Below are 22385 nucleotides of genomic sequence, written 5' to 3'. Positions count from 1 at the left end.
TAAAGTCATAATGGTTAAATAACTTTGGACCAAATAGTTTTTTAAAATAATCCACCAAATATTGTTGGATTAGTAATAATATTTGCAAGTACATTACTCGCTACATCACTACCGAAGCTTTTTATTTTATCTATTAATTTTGGGACAGCTTTATCGATATCTTCATATTCTTGTACTATTTCTACCAGTTCTTTATATTGTTTACCTGTAAGTGAATCTTTAATAACATCTTTTAATAGATCTATATGTATAGTCTGCGATTGAGTATTATTATTAGTTGTAGTAATTCTGATGGATTTATCTACTTTTTTATTATTTTTTATTGGTACATCAAAATTCGCGACTTCAACCATCATATTTTCTAAAATCTCATTGCATATTATTTTGGCCTGCTTTGTACTTCGACCCATAAAATTTTCTTTATTGTAGTAAAGAACAGTTTCAACATGTTGATGAGCTTGTAATAATTTGTTCTTATAAGAACTGCCATCAAAAAATCTATCTATAATCCGATCAAGTAGACCCATTTGAAGTTTTACAGTTTCTGGATTTTCTGAATCTATTTTTTGTTTTAATACCTTTAACTCTTGTAAGATTTTTTCTTTCATAAAATATTATTATTGATATATATTAATGCTAACTCAAATAGTATCTTCCTTTAGCTAATTTAAAACTAAAAAGTACAAATAAATTCCTTAAATCATATTCTATAGTGACCTAGTGTTGATAAACCAAATGAATTCAATCTTTCATTAAACTTTATAACAATATGCTAAGCCATAGGTGAAGCCTTGAGAGTTCAAAAAAACATTTTGAATGCCAAAATTACTTTAATAAGTAGGAGTGCCCTGGACTTTGCTTCCGAGGTTAATATAAATACTTTTTTGTGTTAATTACATGATTATAATTTTTAAATTAAAGATTTCGCGAATATAAATGAAAGACTAACGAAATGTTTACGGTAAACCGTATTGTCTCATTAGGGAGAGTGTTTTTTTTGATTAAAACCTCTTAAACTGAAATTTACAGCTAATAATACTAATATGTTAGTTTTTTTATTGTATATTTTTGGATATTGAATCTGAGAGGTTACGCGACAAGATAACTGTTTGCTCAACATTCAGATGTACACGATCTGTTAAATATTGTTAAATCAAAGTAAGGGTTGGTTTAGGTAATATTTGTAGAAATGTAGCCTCATCTTGAATTGCCACCCTATTCAATATTAAATCAAAGCAGGGGGAAAATTCGTTTTACAGTAAAGGGGCTTAAGATAGAAATGCCAACCTGTTGGAATAAGGAAATAATGACGAATGATAAATGCGATGATTGTACCATTGACGATCGACATCTTGCCGGCCTTAAAGCGTACGGGGTACAATATCCGGAAGTCTGAAAGGGAAGTTTACCAAACAAGATACGGTAATAGTTACTTTATGCTGTTGGAGGTAGAATATGCAAATTCATCTCTATTTAGTAATGTAAGGCTACAGAGGATAGTCACGCCTTAATAATAACAGATTTTTACTATTATTGTAATTCACTAAATTATATAAATATGAGTTGGAAAGTATAAGAATTAGTTGATGAAACTGTAGTTGACTCTATTAGATAAGAATTACTAGATATTTTAAATAAATACAAAAAAACTGAAGTATTAAAAATGCCGTTGCTGAACTTTTAAGCACAGGTGATTTAGGGGTTTTACATTTAGGAGGAGTTGAATACAAATTCAATACAATAAAAAGAGGTGAGCGATTTTATATTATTGATATTTTTAAAGAAAAGAAAAACTAGCGTTCTAAGAAATACGTACTTATTTAAGACTCTAGAAATAGAGTCTTTTTTTATCCACCTTTGTGATAATTATCTTAAAAAAATAGATTTTAAAAATTCATATCTTCGTGAAATTTTAAAATTAACCGTTTAAAATATTTATGAAAGAAAGTAAGTTTGATGAAAAGACATTTAGAGTACATATCGGTATTGTAGTTTCTATCATTTTTTGTTTTTTTATTTTTGGTTTAGCAATCTATTGTTATTGGAAAGGCAAGGTTGATGATGTAAATGGATATAATAGTATTGATTCCTCCATTGCATTTATTGCCTTAGGAATTAACATTTTAACAGTGATTTTTGTTTATGCAACATACCAAACACAAAGGGATACAATAAAAATGCAGAGAAAACAAATTGAGGATGATAAAAAGGACGGTGATTTCAATAGGGTGATGGATATAATATATAGACAATTGGAACATACTTTAGTTAGATACAGTGCAATACCTGATGTGAAATTAACGTCCGAATATGGAGTTACTTCAATAAAGGTTATGTATGATAATTGTTTTAAAACAATAAACTTTAAAAATATCAATGAATTAGCCGAATTAAACAATTTTGGTCGATTTGTTAGTTATTTAGATGTATTGAGATTTCTTACAGAAGAATTTAAAGTTTATTATAATGTAATCAATTCTAATAATAATCTTTCTGATACTGATAAGCAGTTTTTCACAACATTATTCGCTAATAATATTGAACCTACGCTGATTAAAAAAATTGATATGTTTCAACAATTATATTTTGTTATAAAAAAGTCTGATTCGTATAAGGAGTTAATACTTGATTCGCAAAATAAAATGATGTTTCAGAATTTAGAATTTGACTTGACTGTTGTACTTTATTCTCTTAAAATAAATAAAATAGAAAATTTAGACCTTGGATAATAAAAATATGAATAAAGAGAAAAAAAGCGGATGGTATTATGATGATACAATTAAAGTAGCATTGGGATTTTTAGGATTGTTTATATGCTATTGTATTGGTGTAAGTGTATTTATTTCTAAAGGTGATGATAAGCTGGTTGGTGCATTTGAAGCAATAACAGGACTAAGCGGTTTAGTACTGTCATTTGGTACTGTATTTTTCGTAGTAAAGACATATTCAGCCCAAAAAGAACAAATACGAATGCAGAATATCCAAATTAATATTCAAAAGCAAGAAATTGAAGAGAATAAGAAAGATTTAGAATTTAATAGAGCTTTAGATATAGTATATAGACAATTAGAACATACTAATTCAAAGTTCACTTATATAAATGAACCAAGTCACAAAGTATTAAATTCATTATACAATAGAAAAGTGCTTTTTAAAAATATTTTTCCAGTAAAAACCTTTTTAAATGATTATAAAAGTGAAATTGCACTATATATAACAATAATAGGGTTAGAGAGATTAACATCATCACAGAAAAGACAGCTTGGGGCTATATTTAATTTAAATACTTCATTTCAGTTATCGACAATATACAATGACATATATAATATTATAAATGATGAAAAGGAAGATATACAAGGTTATTTTAATGGTTATATATTAGAAAAATATGTTTTAGATGAGTGTTTCAATTTTGATGGTTGGAGTGAGCAGAAAAAAAGAGAACATACAATAGAAAAATTCAAAAAAGAATTAAACGAAGAATTTGACACTTTTAAAAATCTATATGATATAACATATTTAATAAAACGATATTTGGATTTTTTAGCAGGTGAAAAATATGATAGTAAAATTTAAATATATGAGTATACTAGAAATAGAGTCGTTTTTTATGACCTTTAATTTAACCTCTTGTAAATATGTAAGTACCCCATTTTTCCGACAGCTGAGATTGGACTTTTCTAATTTACGTTACTAATTGATTTATTTGTTGTTGTTGCCTAATATTTTTTGATAATTCCGTTGGTGTAAGATTCCCAAGACCTTCATGGGGTCTGTTGTTATTATATTCATCCATCCAGGTCTGGGTATATTCTCTTACTTCTGACAAGTTGAAAAATAAATAAGCATCCAAAATTTCTTTGCGATAACTTCGGTTGAACCGTTCGATGTAACCGTTCTGCATAGGCTTACCGGGCTGGATAAATTGAATAGCGATACCTTGGTCTTTACACCAGAGCTCAAAATGATGACTGGTGAATTCGGACCCATTATCTACACGTATACAGAGCGGTTTGCCCCGCCAGTCTATAATTTGTTCAAGTGTCCGGGTTACTCGCAAAGAAGAAATTGAAGTAGCTATTTCGATACACAATATCTCACGGGAACAGTCATCCATCACATTAAAAGTTCTAAACCTGTTTCCGCTGGCCAAGCTGTCGCTCATAAAGTCCATGCTCCATTTTTGATTAATGCTGATATGTTGTTCCAAAGGCTGTTTCTCCCGAGCAGGTAGCCGACGTTTGCCACGCCGCTTCTTGTTCATATTAAGCAGCTTATATACTCTATATACTTTTTTATGGTTCCATGGCTTACCTTCCCTGCGCAGGTAGGCATATAGTTTTCGAAATCCATATACAGGATGTTTAGAAGACAGCTGATCTAATGCTGCTATAACGGCGCTATCATCTTTCTTACTAACATAGTAATATTGTGAACGGCACATACCTGTCAATTTACAGGCTCCGGTGACACTCAAACTGTGATCCAGAACAATCTCCTGGGTTAACTGTTTTTGTTTCCAGAGCCCCAACCTTTTTTTGTGATGACTTCTTTTAGGATATCATGGTTCATACTCAGCTCGGCAAACATCTTTTTCAGGCGTGCATTTTCTTCTTCAAGTTCCTTCAGGCGCTTGACATCAGATGCTTCCATGCCACCGTAACGACTTTTCCAGTTATAAAAGGTGGCTTTGCTAATCTCAAGCTCCCGGCAGATATCATCCGTCTTTCTACCTTCTTCTCCCTCTTTGAGAGCTCTTACAATCTGTGTTTCTGTAAAACGTGTCTTTTTCATCTTATTACTTAAATCTAAACATTTATGTCCAGTTTTAAGCTGTTTGATTTTTTGGGACACTTACACTACCATGGAGCTTATCGGTTTCTGTGTCAGCGGTACGCTGTTTGATCTTGCCCGGAGTGATTTTCGGGGCGATGTGCAGAGCCGTGAACTGCTGGATCATGTCGGTAGGACCGTTCGTATGGTAGGCGATTTTGTGGCCGAAAAGTTTGTCAAGACAAAGCGTGGTGAGCTGATGAAATTCGGAACCTTCTTTGATATCGAAGGCAAGTTCTTTGATACCGTCCATTTTCCGCCATCGTTGGCACAATATCCTTTAAGAGGAGCCGGCATCTACCTCATCGAAGAGAAGGTGGTGCAGGGGTTTGGCTGTCCGTCACTGGAAGTGATCCGCTGTGCCAAGATGCCCCTTAAGCCAGATCCAAGGAGTATATAGCAAGTTGGTAATATTATCCTTTTAGGAAAACTACTATTATTAAGTAAATCTATATTTCATTCAATTTGAGCTGTTCGAACATTCTGTCTTTTTGATGGTTTAAAAAGCTCAAGGGAAAGTTCTTAACAATATGTTCAGAGTTAAATAGCTTATTTAACCAATTTACAATCTCTTGCTTTGTTCCACAAGATACTTTATTTTGAAACAGTGAATAATGAATTAATAACTCCCTTTCATTATATGTGATTTCGTAATAATCTAAATGTCTTGAAATTAATTTTAAGACATTAATGGTTTGAGTTTTTAAGTAGTCTTTAGATTTATTAGGATTTGGATATATTCTATAAATATGATGAACTTTAGTCAAATTTTTTATTTTATACTTATCGAGTAATTTTATCCATAGTTCATAGTCCTCACAATTTTCATATTCCATATCGTAAACTATATCAGGGAGATAGCTTTTTCGTAAAGTCATGCTTCCGTGCACATACATATTACAAAAGAGCATCATAAATTTACAGGTTGTTTCACTTTCATTTAGTATTGAATTGGATAAATATTCATAATTTTCGTTAATTAATTGCATAGATGAACAGATACCTACATAGTCTAGATTATTTTTTAGAAATCTTATTTGCTGATCTAAACGATCGACAGACATAAGATCATCTGCGTCCATTCTTGCAATAAACGTACCATTACACATTGTGATTCCATAATTAAGAGCTGGTATTAACCCTTTTTCATTGAAATTTTTATAATAAAAAATTTTATTGGTCAATCCTTGGAGCTGTTCGATTACGATTTGGGTATTATCTGTACTGTAATCGTCAATGATTACAATTTCAAAATTTTGAAATTTTTGACGTAAAATACTTCCAATACATTCTAATAAAAAATGTGAAGAATTATAGGTTGGGATTAGAATAGAAACTTCTACATTCATACAGTTCGTTTATTTTTAGATTAATAACGATTTAAAAAAAGATATGATAAAATTTGATTTATTTTTTGCTAAAGCTTGATAACTTAGTTATCAAGCAGTTTTAAGACTTCCCTTTTATAAAACATATTATATCGAGCGTTAATAAGTCTGAATTCTGAAATATTATACTCAGTCAATACCCTATAGAGATCTATAGAGGAACTCTTACCAATATTATATCTCTCGTTAACTGCTCTGTAATTTATACCATTAGCATCATATGCTACCTGAATAGCATTTAGTTCTTCTTCCGATGCGATATAATCTAATAAACTCTCAGAAATCCGCTGTTTTCGTTCCTTTTGAAGTTTTTCTTTTTCAAATAGCAAATTACTTTGTTCTAATTTGTTTATTCTAATATTGTATTTAGTTTTAAAGCCGTCAAAGAGTGGCATTGATATGCTAATATTTCCATATAACATTCTATTTTCATTGAACTGCTTGAAAAAAGGAATTTTTTCTCCTGTTACTACATTTAATCTCTGATTGGAATAATTCGTGCCATAACTACCATTGAAGGAAATTATTGGGAAAAAACCAGTTTTTGCTAACTTCATTTTGATAGTACCTAATTCTAATTGCTTATTTAGTAATTTCAAATAAGGATCATTGAGTAAATCATAGCTTGGTATAATTCTTTCTGCAGCAATTATCTCTGGAGAGACTATAATCACGTTCTCTGAATCATCAATTTCTAATATTCTTTTAAGTTTCATCATTGAAAAATCATAAGAATTTTTAGTGGTAACTGTATTCAATTTATCATTAGCATACTTTGCTTTTGCTTGGGAAAAGTCAATCATTGTCCTTTTTCCTATTTCCAATAATACTTGTTCTTCTGCAAGCAGCTTTTCACTTAATAATAGTTGTGTTTTGCTAGCTTCCCAAAGATCATGGTTAATTAAGGTCTGTGTAAATAGAGATAGCAACTGCAAAACCAATTCTTTCTCTAGAGCTTTACTATTAAGTTTTGCTATATCAGAATTGATTTTTTCCATGTCAACAATTTTTTGCTTCTGCCCTCCATGATAAATAACGACATTCGAATTTAGACTACCTGTAGCGTAATTAGACCATTGACTTCCAGTAATTAATTTTCCAGATATTTGGTCAAATATCATTCCTACTGTATTCTGATTATTTGCATTGAATGATAATGAAGGGAGTAGGTTGCTCTTTGCGATTTCAATATTGGTTTTACTTATTTGTTCTTTTAATTCGCTTTGTTTTAAATTGATGTTATTTTCTTGAAATATAATAACAGCTTCTTCCCACTTTATTTTTCGCTGACCATACAATTTTATGAATGATATGGCTATTAATAAAGCGAAAGTTATTAACAGTTTTTTCATTATTTGGAATTTCCTATATATTTTAGATTATCAAAAAATCTTTCAATTAACCTTCTGTCTTTGGTAATAATTTCAGCAATACCTTTTGTTTCAAATCTAAAATCTAACTGTAAGCCATAATTTGTTTTTAAACCTTCAGGAAATACCAAAGAAACCAGATACGACTCCATTGTGGTCCCATTTCCGTAGTTAATCGGAGTCGACACCATTGAAATGTTTTCTACTTTGCCTTCTATATATCCATATTCCATATAAGGATAATCAGACATTTTTACAATCACTTTTTGACCAACTTCGACTTTTCCTGAACCCTGTACAGGTAGCATCACTTTACCTAATGCTTTATTTTCTTTAGGAACAATTGAAAATAAAGCTTCCCCCGATTGTACAAATTGATTATCCGTCCAAAATTTCAAAAATTGAGCATTTCCACTAACAGGAGAAGTAATTAAATATTGCTTCTCCCATAGAGTAATTTTATCGATAAGATTATTATATGAAGTTAAAAACTCTAAATTAAGTTGGAGCTCTTTCTCTGATTTAGTTATTTTATTTTGCTGAATAGAATTTTCTGTTGTGCTAATCTGTTCACGTATCGCGCCTGAATTTCTTAGGGCCCCTTTCCATTCATCCTCAACAGTGATTTGAGTAATAAGTGATTTTTCAAACTCAGATTCGCTGATTAATCTTTTTGCAAACAAAATTGAGTCTCTTTTAATATATTTATTAGCAATTTTCAAACTTTCTTTGTTTAGTCTTTCTCTTTCTTTTAGAGTTATCAATGCACTATTTTGTTCATTCAATATTTCTGTAAATGATGAAGCTTGTTTGTCGTATAGCTTATTTACTTGGTAATCTGCTAGCTGGCGGACACTTGTTAGAAAAGATGAATAGGGTATAGTCAAATCACCTAAATTAAGATTCTTTGGTAACTTCCTATATAAAGTTTGCGCGTTAGATGTAGAAATAGACGATGTAGCAAGAGTATTTTTGATTTGTCGAACAAAATTTGGTTTTGCAGGGTTGTCAATCCATGCCAATAACTGATCTGGTTCTATAAAATCTTGAGATTTTATTTTATTAAGTTTTAATCTTCCAGTCTGCACTGCCACAATTTGTAATGGCGATTGTTCTGCAGAAATTGTTGCTTCGCCACTCACAATATCCGGGTACCTAACGGTATATCCAAAAAATAATAGAAGTATAATGATAAGACATACAATCAATGTAATGTTACGAGCAAATGTTGTCGGCATTCGATCGATAATATCTTGTACTTCTTCAGTCCGCCCATCAGTTATCAAATTTCTTTTTTCTGTCATGATCAATTAGATATTATTTTCATTTCTGATTGGCTTTCCACTAATTGATAATACATTCCTCTTAATTCTAACAAATAGTTATGATTACCGATCTCAATTACTTTACCATCTTTCATAACTATTATTTGATCAGCTTTTCGGATTGTACTAAGCCTATGGGCAACAACTACAACAGTCTTACCTTTAAAAATATCATTAAGCGCAGAAGTAATCTTTTGTTCATTAATAGTATCAAGAGAATTTGTAGCTTCATCGAAGAAAAGTATATCAGGATCCTTATAGAGGGCCCTTGCTATGAGAACTCTTTGTTTTTGTCCTCCACTCAGTCCTCTTCCGTTTTCGCCCATTTTTGTCTGATAACCTAAGGGTAATTGTTCGATTTCGTAACTAATATTGGCTGCTTCTACAGCATTCTTTAAACGTTCATTATTTGGTTTTTCATCATTTAAGATAATATTGTTTAGAATAGTATCATTAAATATCTTTCCATCCTGCATTACAGCCCCACATCGATCTCTCCATTGTTTTAGTCCAATATTATTAATATTCATTCCGCCGATAAGAATTTCACCAAAACTTGGTTTATACAGTCTGAGCAAGAGTTTTAATAATGTAGATTTACCACTCCCGCTATCTCCTACAATTGCAGTTACTTTTCCTTGAGGGATTACAATATTTATATTTTGTAGAATTATGTGTGAAGTGGGGGTGTATTGAAATGATAAATTTTTCACAATTATATTTTTACTATTTGTAAGATCTATATCATTAGTACCTGTATCTTCGTCTTCATCCTGTAACATTTGAATTTCATTAAGACGCATAAAGCTGATTTGTGCAAACTGAAATGAAACCATGAACATGATGAACTGTTGAATAGGTCCACTTAAAAGACCTATAATAAACTGGGTTGAAATCATAACGCCGAACGTTATTTCTCCTGCAATCACCGCTTTAGCACAAAAAAAAGTTATCAATAAATTCTTAACACTATCGATAAAGTTGGCTCCTAAGTTTTGTACATTATTAATACCTAACATACGTAGATTGACTTTAAACAATCTGGCCTGAATTCCTTCCCATTTCCAGCGCTTTGCCTGTTCGTAATTATTAATTTTAATATCCTGAATTCCTTCAATCGTTTCCACCCAATAACTTTGATTCTTTGCTGTTAGTTCGAAATAATCCCAATCTAATTTTTTTCTTAATTTAAGAAATAACATAACCCATGTAATATAAATAATACTCCCAGCTGTAAAAATGTAAAAAATAGTAACATTGTAGATAAATAGGACAATACTAAAAACAAAAAATGTGAAAACTGAAAAAAGTAGATTCAGCGAATTATTCATAACGAAACTTCTGATACGTTCATGATCATTAGCACGTTGCAAGATATCTCCAAGCATTTTATTTTCAAAAAACGAAACAGGAAGTTTCATTAATTTGATTAAATAGTCTGATATTAAAGCGATATTGATTCTTGATGAAATATGTTGTAAAATCCAATCTCTTACAGCAGAACTTAAAGTGATACTTATTATTAATGCGAGATTGGCAAAAAGGACAATATTTATAAATGTTATATCCTTTGTTTGTATACCTACATCAATAATAGCTTTTGAAATAAAAGGTAGAGTTGCCTGCATGCAAGTAATCAATAGCATTATGATTCCAAGGTATATGAAGCTTTTTTTATAAGGACGAAAATATCCTAAAATATTTTCATAGTGTCTCCCTCTTTCTGCCCTTTCATCTTTTTGCCGTTGCTTAAAATCAGCTTGTGGTTCCAATATTAATACTACACCAGAACTTTTATTTTCATTTTTTTTAATCCATTTCTCCTCAAACTCTTTCTCATAATAGAGATTTTTTCCTTTCGAAGGATCAGCTATATAAAATTTAGATTTCCCTTCTTTCCGTTCTTTTATTTTATATAAAATAACAAAATGACTGTTATCCCAGTGAATGATAACCGGAAAAGGAACTTTTGTGAGGAGATCATCTATAGTGCAGTGGGCGGCCAATGATCTTAGGCCGATTTTCTCGGCTCCATGAGAAATTCCGTATATTGAGACACCTTCGCGAGTATTTCCACATAGGTCTCTTAAATGCTGTAAAGAATAGTATTTTCCGTAATATTTAGCAATCATCTTCAAGCAAGCTGGACCACAATCCATAGCATCAAGTTGCCTTTCAATCGGAAATGATCTAAGGTTCATAATTTCGTTTATAATATTGCACGAATATATTCTTTAAATTTATTTTAATGCAAATAAAAATCAAAACAATCGATTGCGTTAAATTTTTATTTGCATTTCATATAATAATTTAATAAATTAATCCTGTAATTATAAACACATGAAAATTATGAGCAATAAACTTAAAATTAGTTTCGCAGAACTTGAGCGAGAGCTGCAGGTATTATCTTTTATTGAAAAAACAAAACATGTTGGAGGTGGGGACGGAGTTTTGCCGGGTGATTGTTTTATTAGATCTTTTCAGGAAGTTTACAAAATTACTTTCGGAGTAGGTACCTATTATATGAATGAATCAAGAGTCAATGACAATTTATACAATACCGTTTCTGCTTTTGATACTCACAATAATTATGGAACTTATGATACTTCTAACCCTGTAGCTTCAATTAATCAGAATGGTGTAGCGCCAACTGTAGCCTATCAAACAATGAATTCAATGTTCGATAATGTTGACGTAAAAAGTAATCTTAGTGATTTAGATACTAATTCTGTAGGAGTTGTAAACGTAAAATATAATAGGGATGGTGTAGAAGGAGGGCATGCTGTTGCTGTCGATGGTTTTACTTATAATTCAAATAATCAGAAGATCTATAAAATTACCGATTCTCAAAACACTTCTGATTCAGGGTATTATACGGAATCTCAATTTAATGAGAAATTTGGAAATGTACAAGCAGTTTATACTGTTGGTGCTCAAGACTGGGATAATCAGGCAAATCATACTACATTTCAGCCAGATCTTTCTTCGAGTACAATTGCTCCACCAGATCCTAATGATCCAAACATAACAACACCATTTGATGATGGCGGTATAACAACACCATATAATGGTTAATCTAAATTCTATTTTCATTTAATAATGATGTCATTAAATATATTTAAGCCATTTTTTAATACCTCTTTGGTAAGTCTTCTAATCTTGTGGGGTTGTAATTCTGAGAATAAACAAAAACAATCAATTATTAAAAGTCAGCAAAACAGTGCCTTAAAGGGGATTTTTTTGAGAAGTTCTGATACATCCACGCTTGTTTCTGTCATTGATGGGGAAAAACGATTTCTGCTTTATAAGATGAATCTAAAGGATAGTATAGATATAAGTAAATTTTTTGGTGAAAGAGTTAATGACTCCCTTTATATAGATTGGAGAGACTATAAAAAATTCCCTTACAATCCTAAGTCAATAACTCTAGGTGGATCATTCTATCCGAGCTGGTCTATTGCTAGGAAGATCAAAGAAAATCCTAAAATTGATATAAAAAGATACATTTCAGTAGAAGACCTATTAAAGGATACTATCGTTGGACACGATCTTCAGCAAATTTCTGCTGAAGAGTTTTCTGCGTTATTGTCCAATAAATTAAGCAAAAAGACATTTGATTTTGAAAAAAATCAGATATTATTTGACACCAAAAATTTAAAAGGACATAAATATAATTGTAATATCGGGATCAACTATAAAGATTTAAAGTTCACGTTTGATAGTCCGTCTGGAACAATAAATTTATATTATGACCTTACAATTTCGACAAGTGGAGAAGTAATTAAATCCAATATTGCACATTTAAAAAATACAGATCAAAATCCTGACTTAATAAATGAAGTTGCAAACCATTTAATCGGTACAAAAACGCAGGTTTACACAATTTTAGATATCGCGGTTGCAACCTGTATACCTTGCTCTGTGAAAATAAAATTTAATTAATGCAGAACAGTAATAAATGTGTAAAACAGAGTTAGGATTGTGATGGTAGATGAATCAATTTTAATTTTAGCTTATGAATTCGACGAAAAACCTTCAGAAGAATTAAAAAATAACATTCAACAGAAATCTATTGAATTGTATAAATTATTTAGATCCCAAAAACATCTCAAGCTTTGCGATAGTTTTTGGGACTCTAATGCGTGTATCATATTAATTTTGGAATTATTGAATAAAAATAATATTCTTGAGTCTGATGTGTGCGACCTTTTTACTGAAATTGAAGAAAGATTAAGACATGAAATATTGTATTTTGAAACTAGCTCTTTACAAAACTATATATATTACTTTTATTTATATTTAATAAGATTCGAACAAAAAATCACGAAAGAAAATTTGGATTTTATACTTGTAATCCAAGCGATAGAAAGAATAGCTGAACATCTTGAAAATAATAATTTCTCTTTGTATAATAATGATGTCTCAGGGATGATTTATATTCTTCATTTAATAAACTGTTTAGATTATTTTTCTGATTATATAAAAAAAATACTAGATAGTGTATTGCAAAAAATTAGTAAACAAAGATCTTTGAGTACTAAATTAAATGAGATTTACTTAAGCAACTTATTTATCGCTTATAAAATAAATGAACTCTATAATTGGAATTATGAAATAAACTGGCTAGATGCGGTTTATGAATTTTTGCCAAATTTCAGAGTTGATATTGAATACAATTCAATATCTTTTCGTAAGTTATACTTTTTAAATACATTGTTACATAAGCCTAATGATAAAATCATAAAAAGTTTTTTTAGAAATCTGGAAAATGAAATTAAAAGTAAATCAATTGATGATCAATTATGTAATGCTATTTTTGGTTTAGGTGGCATAAGGTTGTCAATAAAAACACATAAAAAAATGGTCTCAAGTAGTTGGACCGAAATCCTTCTCTTGCCAGAAATTTTATGATCTATATATCCGTTCAACCAGCAGAAATATACTTTTTATGGCAACTTGAAGTTCAACTTCAGAACTTTAAAGACATAAAAATTGATTCAGATAACGTTCATGTTCTATTAGGATTCAAACGAAAATCAGATATTCCACAAGAAATTATTAAGTTTATCAAAAAACAAAAATATGGTAAGTTTTATTTATATAAAGATACAAGAAAAAATCCAAGATATGTATCATCCATACGTCCACATTTACTAAATAAGCATTTCCAGGCCAATGATTATCTACGAAATCAAATAATTTTTTATCACGATTCCGATATTATTTTTAGGGAGAGAATAGATGAAAAAAGATTGACAAAAACAAAAAATTGGTACGTATCTGATACTAACAATTATATATCCTCTGAATATCTTAAAAGATTCGGAATGGATTTTTTCTTAGCAATGTGTTCAGAGTTCGAAATAGATCCTGAGGTTGTCGAAGAAAATTCTATTGATTCGGGAGGGGCTCAATACGTAATAAAAAATGTTGATGCTAGTTTCTGGAAAAGTGTAGAAGTTAAATCAGAATTATTATATAATTTTATTAATACTTGGAACAGAGAAAATTCAGACAAATTGCAAAATGTACCTCAAGCTTGGTGCGCCGATATGTGGTCTATTCTATGGAATGCCTGGAGCAGGGATTTCAAAGTAAAAATAGATAAAGATTTAGATTTTTGTTGGCCTAAAAGTGAGATTTCTCAGTGGTATTCGAAAAAAATTCTTCACAATGCTGGTGTCTTTCAGCAAGAAAAGGATCAATTTTTTTCCAAACTAGTGTTTAAGCATTCTTCTCCATTTTTTGTCAATTTTTCACATCTTCCTACAGGATATTGTTCTAGTATCTATATTGATAAAATAAAGGAGACAGAAATTCACAAGAAGAAAACTGTCATATCCGATACTTCAATTGTTATTCAATATCAGAATAAAATAGTGGGATCACAAGATTATTTAAAATATTATGTTGATTACATTTTAAAATATCTGGATATATCAATTTTTATCTTTGAAAGCGGTGTTCATAAAATTCTAGACACTAGAGAGTTTTCTCCTAAACTTAACTATCGTTTTATTAAAGATGAAAATATAAGTGAAGAAGTATCAAACTCTATATTTACCAAAAACTTTATTTTTATTAATAGTGCCATATTGTTACCTGTACGAAATATTTTAAAAACGATTAAAGTTCTTAAAACACAAAAAAATATTCTTGTTTATCCTTTGACGAATACAAAACACTTGTCATTAGATGATTTGGATAATTTTAAATATACCTTATACTTAAATTGCAAATTGCTAGATGGGAAATTTCTTAATGCTCAAGTTAGTTTTATAGAATCTTTTGCAATGAATACTAGCGATTATGTGAAATTTGGTGGAGAGAATAATAATTGGTATTTCTTTCTTAAAACAGGTGTAAATTTAGAAAAACAAGCAAGAGCAAGACTTTTTGGATACAAAGTTGAATACATTGATAATGATGCATATATTCTAAATAATGTTAGAAATTTAGATATTTGTAATAAATTAAATAATGAATTAGAATATCTAAAGATTTATAATAATTATAAATCTTTATCAAAAGAAATGTTAATTTAAGTAACGCAATTAAGGCTCTATTGACTTCAAAAATTTGATTTTAATTCCATGTTACATTCTCCTTTATTACTTTAGCAGGTACCCCGGCAGCTAAACAGTTCGATGGAATACTTTTTGTAACAACAGCACCAGCAGCAATAACGGCACCATTTCCAATTGTTACTCCTTTTAAGATCGTAACATTCATCCCTATCCAAACATTATCCCCAATAGTAATTGGCATAGTTCTAGGTTTATTTTGTGATGAAATTGTGTGATTATCGGAATCTCTTATAGTTACATTTTCCGCTATAGCGACATTAGTTCCAATTAGTATACTTTCAAAACAACTTAGATTTAAGTTATTATTAATGTATCCACTTCCAAGTTCTAGCTTGGCATTTTCATTTATATACACTTTTGAGCCTGAATAAATATAAAAGGTATCATGCACTATTAATTTTGCATTTTTACTAACAGATAATAGAGACGGAAATGGGTCATTTATAATCCATGATGCATTAAAAACAAATTTTCCTTTAAGAATTTTAACTATAGAACTTGAAGAGATTTGCAGCGAATATTTACCTGTGATTTGTAGATTTCCGTCAACGAATTCTCTAAGTTGTTTCTCTGATAAAGTTTGAATATTATTACCATCGGTATAAATGATGCTTACTAAAGAATTCAAGTGGTTATTCATTAATAAAAATAGGTTTGTAATGATAAAATATTTTGTTTAGGATATGAAGCTAATTTAATTATTTAATTCTACTAAGACAATTTCTATTTAAAATATTTGAATCGGATTCCTTAAACGTAATTATTCTCAATAAACTCCATTTTTTAAATATCTTAAAAGTATTAATTTTTTTTGAGCTCATTTTCCATAAATTTTTCAGATGTAAGTCTTCTAGGTGGCTGTGGTTACCGAAGATACTGCTCTTTGATAATTTATACAGTTTTTGTTCGCATATATATTCACGAATTGCTATATTTTCAAAAAAATAAGAAATGGATATAACCCTGGTCAAATATATAGAAGATGACTTTGATTCTTTTAAAAGAATGGTAAGTGATGAGGAGACAATGAGATTCATAACCGGAATAGTTTGGACAGAAGACGATGCAAGAATACAGTTCGCTGCAATGCTGCAAATGAATACTCAATAGGAAAAATTAGGGTTTTATAAAGTAGTCAATCAGAAAAACGAATTTATAGGAAATTGTTCATTGGAATATTACAAATATGATGCTGCAATTCTTGAAATTGGCGTATCCGTCCTAGCAAGTACATATTTGAATGACAATTAGTGGTTCCTATTTTTGTTGTATGAATACAGCACAAGAAAAACGGAGTCAGATGCTTTCCTTAGTTGAGAAGTGGCGTGTCAGTGGCCAGACACAGCAGGAGTTTTGTTCTTTTCACGGTATCAAGATACACACGTTATCTTATTGGATCGGCATCAGTAAGGAAGTAAATGGTCCATCAGGATTTATTGAGGTTTTACCAACAAATAATACGATCCAAAAGATCGAAGTCATCTATCCTAATGGTGTTAAGGTAAATGCCGGGGTCGACCTGACTTTGTTATCCAAACTTATTCACCTTTATTAAGTATGTTTTCCTTAGGTTCATCGCACAGGTTCTACCTCCACCAAGGCCATTGCGATATGCGCAAGAGCTTTGACGGGCTATGTGGCCTGGTCAATTCGGGCATGCAGCGCAACCCCACATCCGGTGAGGTCTTTGTGTTCCTGAACCGTAGCCGCACCCATCTTAAACTGCTACACTGGGAAAGTGGAGGCTTTGTACTTTATTACAAAAGACTGGAGTCGGGTACTTTTTCAGCTCCGAATAATGAGCCTGGCACAGAATTACAATGGAGTGATCTGGTACTGATGGTAGAAGGTATCCATGTAATGAAAAGTGTTCAAAAAAAACGTTATTCTTTATGCTAAAAGTCAGCTTTTATTAGGATAAAAACAGGCGTTTTCGTACTTTTATGGTATGGAAACAGCACTGGAAAATCTATCAAAAGAAGACCTTATCAAGGTCATTTCCGGTCGTGATCAAGTTATTCGGTCACTTTCCCAAGACGCTGATCAAAAAGATGAAAAGATCAATTATCTCGAGTCACAGCTTGCCATGTACAAACGCATGCAGTTTGGACAGAAGCGTGAGCGCTTTGAAGGTGATCCCAATCAGATCATGCTTCCTTTCCAAGCAGAACCTGCTGAAGTGGCACAGCAACAGGAAGAAATCAAACAAAAGATCGATTATACCCGCAAACGTCCAAACCATCCCGGGCGAGCAAAACTTCCGGAACACCTTCCTGTAGAAGAGGTCAGGATCCATCCAGATGGCGATCTATCAGAGCTGGTATGCATCGGCAGGGAAATTACAGAAGAACTGGAATGTGAGCCTGCCAAGTTCTATATAAAACGCTACATCCGCTATAAATATGCACCTAAAAATGGTGAAGGTGTCAAGATCGCAGAACTTCCGGAACGAGTGATCGACAAAGGTATCCCGGGAGCAAGTCTACTGGCGATGATATTGACCGGGAAGTTTATGGATCATCTTCCGTTATACCGCCAAAAACAGATCTTCGCAAGAGAAAACATACAGATCCCATCATCAACGATCGAAGGCTGGGTAAAACAGGCACTGCAAAAGCTGGAACCACTGTATGAACAGCTCATCTTGGAGACCAGATCAAAAGGATACTTACAGGTAGACGAAACGCCAATAAAAGTACTGGACAGCGACAAAAAAGGTGCTGCCCATCAGGGCTACTATTGGGTATACCACTGTCCATTGGATAGAACCGTGCTGTTTGATTATAGTCCCACCCGTGGTGGTGTTGCTGCTGTACCTATGCTCGGAAACTTCAAAGGTTATCTTCAGACGGACGGATATGCAGTGTACGATAAATATGCTAAAAAGAAGGAAGTAACGCAGCTAGCATGCTGGGCACATGCGCGCCGTGAGTTTGAAAAAGCATTGGACAATGATAAGCCAAGAGCTGAAAAAGCCTTGGTGATGATCCAAAAACTGTATGCTGTAGAGCGCCAGGCAAAGCAGGATAATCTTACAGCAGAACAGATCAAGGAGCTACGGTTAAAGGAATCTTTACCTATCATAAACGAAATGGGGAAATGGATCTTTGAGGAGATAAAAGCTACACTTCCAAAAAGTCAGATCGGAAAAGCCATGGCTTATGCCTATGCAAGATGGGATGCTTTATCTGCTTATCTGTACGATGGAAATCTGCTTATCGAAAACAACCAGATTGAAAATGCAATCAGACCAATTGCAATCGGTCGCAAGAACTACCTCTTTGCTGGAAGTCATGAGGCAGCACAGCGTGCAGCAATGATCTATTCATTCTTCGCTATCTGTAAAAAACATGAGGTCAATTCCTTTAATTGGCTAAAGTATACCCTACAGAATATAGCGTCAATAAACCACAGAAACTTAAAAGGCCTATTCCCGCAGAACTATAAACAAAGAATCCAACAATCAAATATGTAGTTCGTAGGCCTGATACTGCTTAATCAAGTTGAGAATAAAATATCATCTGCATTTGACAAGTAGAAGTAAAGTCTCAGGAGTAGCTTTAAATATTGAAATTTTCAAAATGAAGTCAAATATGTTCTATTTCATGGATATTACGGTTAGATTTGTGCCACTTCAAAAAGATCAAGAAAGACTTGAATTATTATTAAAAACAATTTAATAATTACCACTCAATATGTTATTTTAGTGGTTGGAGATTTAATCATGAAATCATAACATAATGATGCTTTTTTAAATGCTTGGGAAGAAATCGAATATGATCTTTCATTTGTTATTGGTAAGCATGTTCAATTTGATGAAACTTTCAATTTAATGAAAGATCTAATTGAGAAGCAAGCGGAACAAAAACTCCAGATAGCAGGATTAGATGTAATAGAAATTCGTGATCGTGCTCTAGCTAATTTTAATTAAGAGAAATGGATATATCAGTTTTTACCGAAAAGAAGCAAAATTTGATAGATATTGTAATCTGCGCTTTAAATAAGAACGAGGTAAGCGAGCAGGAAAGGGAATCACTTAACACACTTCTGGATATAGTAAATCAATATACATATAAAAATAGATTGCAAAAAAAAGGGTTCTTGTCGCATCTTATCATAGATAGTTTAGATTTAGAATATTCGTACGGAGAGAATTTTATAAAATTCGACAATGAAATAAGTTAAATCATCCATATAAATAGATAGCATCTTATTGAACGATGCCATTTTGAATTACAGATAATGATACAAATTTTTTAAACTCAATTTAAACTGTTTTCCGAATGATAACGAAACAATATTCTATGAATTAGGAAAGAAAGACTGTTATGCTTACTTTTCTATGAAATATTATTCAATCGGTAAAAGTGGTTATATTGGAGTGGAAATAAATCTCGAGAGCAATGTGTCAACTGTATATCGACAAGAGGAAAAGAATAAAATTAAACTGGAAATTATTGTTGAGCCAAATGCAAATGACAATTTTCAAAAAGAACTATTTTATATTGCTTCTAGAGAAGAAGGAGTGGCCACACTGCTCGCCACCAATGATATACTTTACATTTAACAAGTTTATAACCAAGACAGGCGTACGAGTTTTCATATGAAATTAAACAGATTTATTAAAGTCAATATTAGTTATTTTGTAATTGTATTCATTTGTATCCAGCCTACGAACTACATATTTGATGGACCTGAGAAAATTCTTACTGGTGTTTTCTGATTGATCTTTTAAAGGCTTGGCACGAGGCCGAGACTAAGCTCATTTAAGAGCCATCAGGAGATGGCTCTTTTTTATTCTGATATTGTGAAGTCAAACTTTATTTCCAAAAATGTTCAAATAATTGTGGACATAGTTTTTTCATACTGTCAGTATTTTCTTCTTCCCAGTCGAATTCAAATTGAGGATAATTTCCTTCACTTGTTTTAAAATTATTATAGTCGATATAATCGTACAAATCTTTTCCTGTTTTTTTCTTGAAAGCTTCTAACGCAACATACCAGAAACTTTCAAATTCAAACATTTCAAATTCACCGTTTTCTTTTTGGCTAATTAAGGTGTCAGGATTTTCTTTTGCTTTTTCATAAACATCCTTTCCTCTTGAAATTACCCAATTTCTAAAGTATTCAAATCCATCATCAGAACAACCTCCATTCATAAGGTACCCCGCGCACCACATTTTTGAATTATATGTATCATATAAGAGTTTATCAGTTCGTAAACGAAAGCCTACAATTTCTTTAGGTGTTAGGTTTACAATTTCTTTTATCAAAAATACTTCTTGGTCTTGTTGATTATTTGTGTTTTTTAATGATTTATCAATTATATTCCAAAAAACAGTTTCGTTTAACATTTCAGTAGTTTTTTTCATCTCCTTATTGTCTATATTTTTTGAAGTTTCTTCAGTAGAATTTGATTTATTAAAATATCCCATAGAGTTATTGTTTGTATTTGAACAACTTAAATTTATTATCGAAATAGTTATTAAGAGTAGTGGTCTCATAAAAATTTAGTTAGTGACATATCGATCATTGCTTTGTTTATTGAAACTGTGTAAAGAGCTACTGTTTATAATTTTATCCTTAATCTCTCAATTGACTCTTTAATTTTAATTCGATTTTTCAGGATAAATCCAAAACATACTATGTGTAAATAAGGAGATTACAAAAGTTCCAATTCTATCTTTTCCTGCGTTAATAATTGCTTCAACTAAGATATGCAGACATTTTATGAAAAACAAGCTTTGTGGTTGATTTTAGCTTTTCATTTTTTAATTTTCTATTAATCTGCGAAAGTATTAGAAAATTCAATGAAAAACTTACGGGAAACCGTATTTCTATCATCTAAATCATTGAAATGTTAATGAAAAACAAAAAAACTAAAATTTGTAGCAAAAATAAACTAATATGTTTAGTTTTATTATTTATCTTTGGATATTGAATAAGGATGGACACGATATTAAGATAACCGGTTGCTCAACATTCTTGCGTGTTCATCCTGTTCAATATTGGATTAAAGCAGGGGGAGGGCTGTAAGTTCACTTTATAGTAAAGGAATCTAAGTTCGAAATGTCAACCCTGTTGGAAAAAGGAGATAATAATAAATACTAATTGCGATGAATGTACCATTGACAACGGAGATCTTGAAGGACTTAAAGCAAAAGGGATATAATATTCTGAAGTCTGACAATAGTGTGGATGATGTTATACAACATTTTGTCCCGACAAAAGTGAACGACCTATGGGCGTTTATGAGCGAGTTTAAGGAAGAGTCTGCGACAGTCGTGATCGAGCAGATCCTGGATGTACCAGAGGAAGTGTTAGAAGGAAAATTCTTAAGGGTTTTCTGATTGATATATTAATTTTTAAAAACTACACAGATGAATTTAAAGCAAATACACCAGGAATATGCAATCAATCATCCTACATCTGTCAAAACAGGTAAAAGTAGATCACAGTTAACTTTTAGACAGGTTGCCGGTATCAGAGAGTCTGCCTTTAGTATCTCTCAATTATTTACCATAGCAGATGGTGAAGAGATTATTAGAGCAGGTTTTGCGCGTTGGCCAGATATTATAGGAGGGGAGTTGGAGGTATTGAAGAAGAGATTGGTTGATTAGAGTTTAATTATGATATTAAATTCGTTCTTGGAACTGCGAAGCATCATGAATACCCAAAAAACAATTATTTATGAATAAAAGATGTTTATGGCCATTTTTGATGCGTCGCAATATGCCTTGCTAATCCTACATTTAGTTAATTTAATATTTCAAGTTCAAGCTCTGAATCTTTAAGCTTTTTCTCTAAGGCACTTATACGTTCCTGCTCTGGAGTCTGTTTGACATTTCCATTGCCAGGGAAACTGCCTGCTCCGAAATCTTC

At 31.5% G+C, this 22385-nt stretch carries 21 protein-coding genes; 13 read left to right on the top strand and 8 right to left on the bottom strand.

The window, feature by feature from the left end:
- Nucleotides 1-41 precede the first annotated feature (41 nt).
- Entirely contained in the window at nucleotides 42-608 is a 567-nt protein-coding gene (locus FHR29_RS09175; RefSeq protein ID WP_183914010.1) for a hypothetical protein, read from the bottom strand.
- Nucleotides 609-1937: 1329 nt separating this feature from the next.
- Here FHR29_RS09175 and FHR29_RS09170 point away from each other — a divergent pair.
- Both FHR29_RS09170 and FHR29_RS09165 read left to right on the top strand, forming a co-directional pair.
- Entirely contained in the window at nucleotides 1938-2729 is a 792-nt protein-coding gene (locus FHR29_RS09170) for a hypothetical protein (protein ID WP_183914008.1), read from the top strand.
- 7 nt (nucleotides 2730-2736) lie between these two features.
- Nucleotides 2737-3576, top strand: coding sequence for a hypothetical protein (locus tag FHR29_RS09165; RefSeq protein WP_183914006.1), 840 nt, complete (start codon nucleotides 2737-2739; stop codon nucleotides 3574-3576).
- A gap of 109 nt (nucleotides 3577-3685) precedes the next feature.
- Here the strand turns inward: FHR29_RS09165 and FHR29_RS09160 are convergent.
- Nucleotides 3686-4794, bottom strand: a protein-coding gene (locus FHR29_RS09160) for an IS3 family transposase (RefSeq protein ID WP_221197879.1) whose coding sequence is annotated in 2 segments (ribosomal slippage) — nucleotides 3686-4533 and nucleotides 4533-4794 — 1110 coding nt in all. Because the reading frame shifts where the segments join, the coding sequence is not laid out codon by codon here.
- A 70-nt stretch (nucleotides 4795-4864) separates the two neighbouring features.
- On the opposite strand from FHR29_RS09160, the gene FHR29_RS09155 reads away from it, so the two are divergent.
- A complete protein-coding gene (locus tag FHR29_RS09155) occupies nucleotides 4865-5233 on the top strand; it encodes a hypothetical protein (protein WP_183914004.1) in 369 nt (122 codons plus the stop codon).
- Nucleotides 5234-5282: 49 nt separating this feature from the next.
- Here FHR29_RS09155 and FHR29_RS09150 read toward each other — a convergent pair whose 3' ends face one another.
- The 4 genes from FHR29_RS09150 to FHR29_RS09135 form a co-directional block, all read right to left on the bottom strand.
- Entirely contained in the window at nucleotides 5283-6182 is a 900-nt protein-coding gene (locus FHR29_RS09150) for a glycosyltransferase family 2 protein (RefSeq protein ID WP_183914002.1), read from the bottom strand.
- Nucleotides 6183-6265: 83 nt separating this feature from the next.
- On the bottom strand, nucleotides 6266-7573 hold the full coding sequence (locus FHR29_RS09145; RefSeq protein WP_183914000.1) for a TolC family protein: 1308 nt from the start codon (nucleotides 7571-7573) through the stop codon (nucleotides 6266-6268).
- Nucleotides 7573-8895, bottom strand: a complete 1323-nt coding sequence (locus tag FHR29_RS09140) for an HlyD family efflux transporter periplasmic adaptor subunit (protein ID WP_183913998.1) — start codon at nucleotides 8893-8895, stop codon at nucleotides 7573-7575. Before FHR29_RS09140 ends, FHR29_RS09145 begins: the two co-directional genes overlap by 1 nt.
- A gap of 2 nt (nucleotides 8896-8897) precedes the next feature.
- Complete coding sequence (locus FHR29_RS09135) at nucleotides 8898-11117, bottom strand: peptidase domain-containing ABC transporter (RefSeq protein WP_183913996.1); 2220 nt, start codon at nucleotides 11115-11117, stop codon at nucleotides 8898-8900.
- A 148-nt stretch (nucleotides 11118-11265) separates the two neighbouring features.
- Between FHR29_RS09135 and FHR29_RS09130 the strand changes: the two genes are divergently transcribed.
- Genes FHR29_RS09130 through FHR29_RS09115 form a run of 4 tightly spaced genes read left to right on the top strand, consistent with a single transcriptional unit; the run spans nucleotide 11266 to nucleotide 15461 of the window.
- Nucleotides 11266-11991, top strand: coding sequence for a hypothetical protein (locus tag FHR29_RS09130; protein WP_183913994.1), 726 nt, complete (start codon nucleotides 11266-11268; stop codon nucleotides 11989-11991).
- Between the two features lie 24 nt (nucleotides 11992-12015).
- On the top strand, nucleotides 12016-12858 hold the full coding sequence (locus tag FHR29_RS09125; RefSeq protein ID WP_183913992.1) for a hypothetical protein: 843 nt from the start codon (nucleotides 12016-12018) through the stop codon (nucleotides 12856-12858).
- A 39-nt stretch (nucleotides 12859-12897) separates the two neighbouring features.
- A complete protein-coding gene (locus tag FHR29_RS09120) occupies nucleotides 12898-13827 on the top strand; it encodes a hypothetical protein (protein WP_183913990.1) in 930 nt (309 codons plus the stop codon).
- Nucleotides 13824-15461 carry a hypothetical protein gene (locus tag FHR29_RS09115; RefSeq protein ID WP_183913988.1) on the top strand — a complete coding sequence of 546 codons (1638 nt, stop codon included), beginning with the start codon at nucleotides 13824-13826 and terminating at the stop codon, nucleotides 15459-15461. Before FHR29_RS09120 ends, FHR29_RS09115 begins: the two co-directional genes overlap by 4 nt.
- A 40-nt stretch (nucleotides 15462-15501) precedes the next feature.
- On the opposite strand, the gene FHR29_RS26615 is transcribed toward FHR29_RS09115, so the two are convergent.
- A complete protein-coding gene (locus FHR29_RS26615) occupies nucleotides 15502-16143 on the bottom strand; it encodes a DapH/DapD/GlmU-related protein (protein ID WP_183913986.1) in 642 nt (213 codons plus the stop codon).
- Between the two features lie 630 nt (nucleotides 16144-16773).
- Between FHR29_RS26615 and tnpA the strand changes: the two genes are divergently transcribed.
- The 4 genes from tnpA to FHR29_RS09090 all read left to right on the top strand — a co-directional run bounded on the left by tnpA (nucleotide 16774) and on the right by FHR29_RS09090 (nucleotide 20070).
- Nucleotides 16774-17058: an IS66 family insertion sequence element accessory protein TnpA gene (tnpA, locus tag FHR29_RS09105; protein ID WP_183913984.1), complete on the top strand. Its 285-nt coding sequence runs from the start codon at nucleotides 16774-16776 to the stop codon at nucleotides 17056-17058.
- A 2-nt stretch (nucleotides 17059-17060) separates the two neighbouring features.
- The gene (gene tnpB / locus FHR29_RS09100; protein ID WP_260291991.1) at nucleotides 17061-17402 is read left to right on the top strand and encodes an IS66 family insertion sequence element accessory protein TnpB; all 342 of its coding nucleotides are present in this window, start codon (nucleotides 17061-17063) and stop codon (nucleotides 17400-17402) included.
- A 49-nt stretch (nucleotides 17403-17451) separates the two neighbouring features.
- Nucleotides 17452-18978 carry an IS66 family transposase gene (gene tnpC / locus FHR29_RS09095; RefSeq protein WP_183913979.1) on the top strand — a complete coding sequence of 509 codons (1527 nt, stop codon included), beginning with the start codon at nucleotides 17452-17454 and terminating at the stop codon, nucleotides 18976-18978.
- An 867-nt stretch (nucleotides 18979-19845) separates the two neighbouring features.
- A complete protein-coding gene (locus FHR29_RS09090) occupies nucleotides 19846-20070 on the top strand; it encodes a hypothetical protein (protein ID WP_183913976.1) in 225 nt (74 codons plus the stop codon).
- 253 nt (nucleotides 20071-20323) lie between these two features.
- On the opposite strand, the gene FHR29_RS09085 is transcribed toward FHR29_RS09090, so the two are convergent.
- Nucleotides 20324-21007: a DUF4240 domain-containing protein gene (locus FHR29_RS09085; protein ID WP_221197832.1), complete on the bottom strand. Its 684-nt coding sequence runs from the start codon at nucleotides 21005-21007 to the stop codon at nucleotides 20324-20326.
- Nucleotides 21008-21619: 612 nt separating this feature from the next.
- Here FHR29_RS09085 and FHR29_RS09080 point away from each other — a divergent pair.
- Both FHR29_RS09080 and FHR29_RS09075 read left to right on the top strand, forming a co-directional pair.
- Nucleotides 21620-21853: a hypothetical protein gene (locus tag FHR29_RS09080; RefSeq protein ID WP_183913974.1), complete on the top strand. Its 234-nt coding sequence runs from the start codon at nucleotides 21620-21622 to the stop codon at nucleotides 21851-21853.
- 30 nt (nucleotides 21854-21883) lie between these two features.
- Nucleotides 21884-22123 (top strand): hypothetical protein, encoded by a 240-nt coding sequence (locus tag FHR29_RS09075; protein WP_183913972.1) that lies wholly within the window; start codon nucleotides 21884-21886, stop codon nucleotides 22121-22123.
- The last annotated feature ends 262 nt before the right edge of the window (nucleotides 22124-22385 follow it).

This window comes from Sphingobacterium sp. JUb56 (assembly GCF_014191365.1).
GTDB lineage: Bacteria > Bacteroidota > Bacteroidia > Sphingobacteriales > Sphingobacteriaceae > Sphingobacterium > Sphingobacterium anhuiense.
The sequence above is the reverse complement of the archived record's forward strand: the minus strand, read 5'-3'. Positions and strand labels throughout refer to the sequence as shown.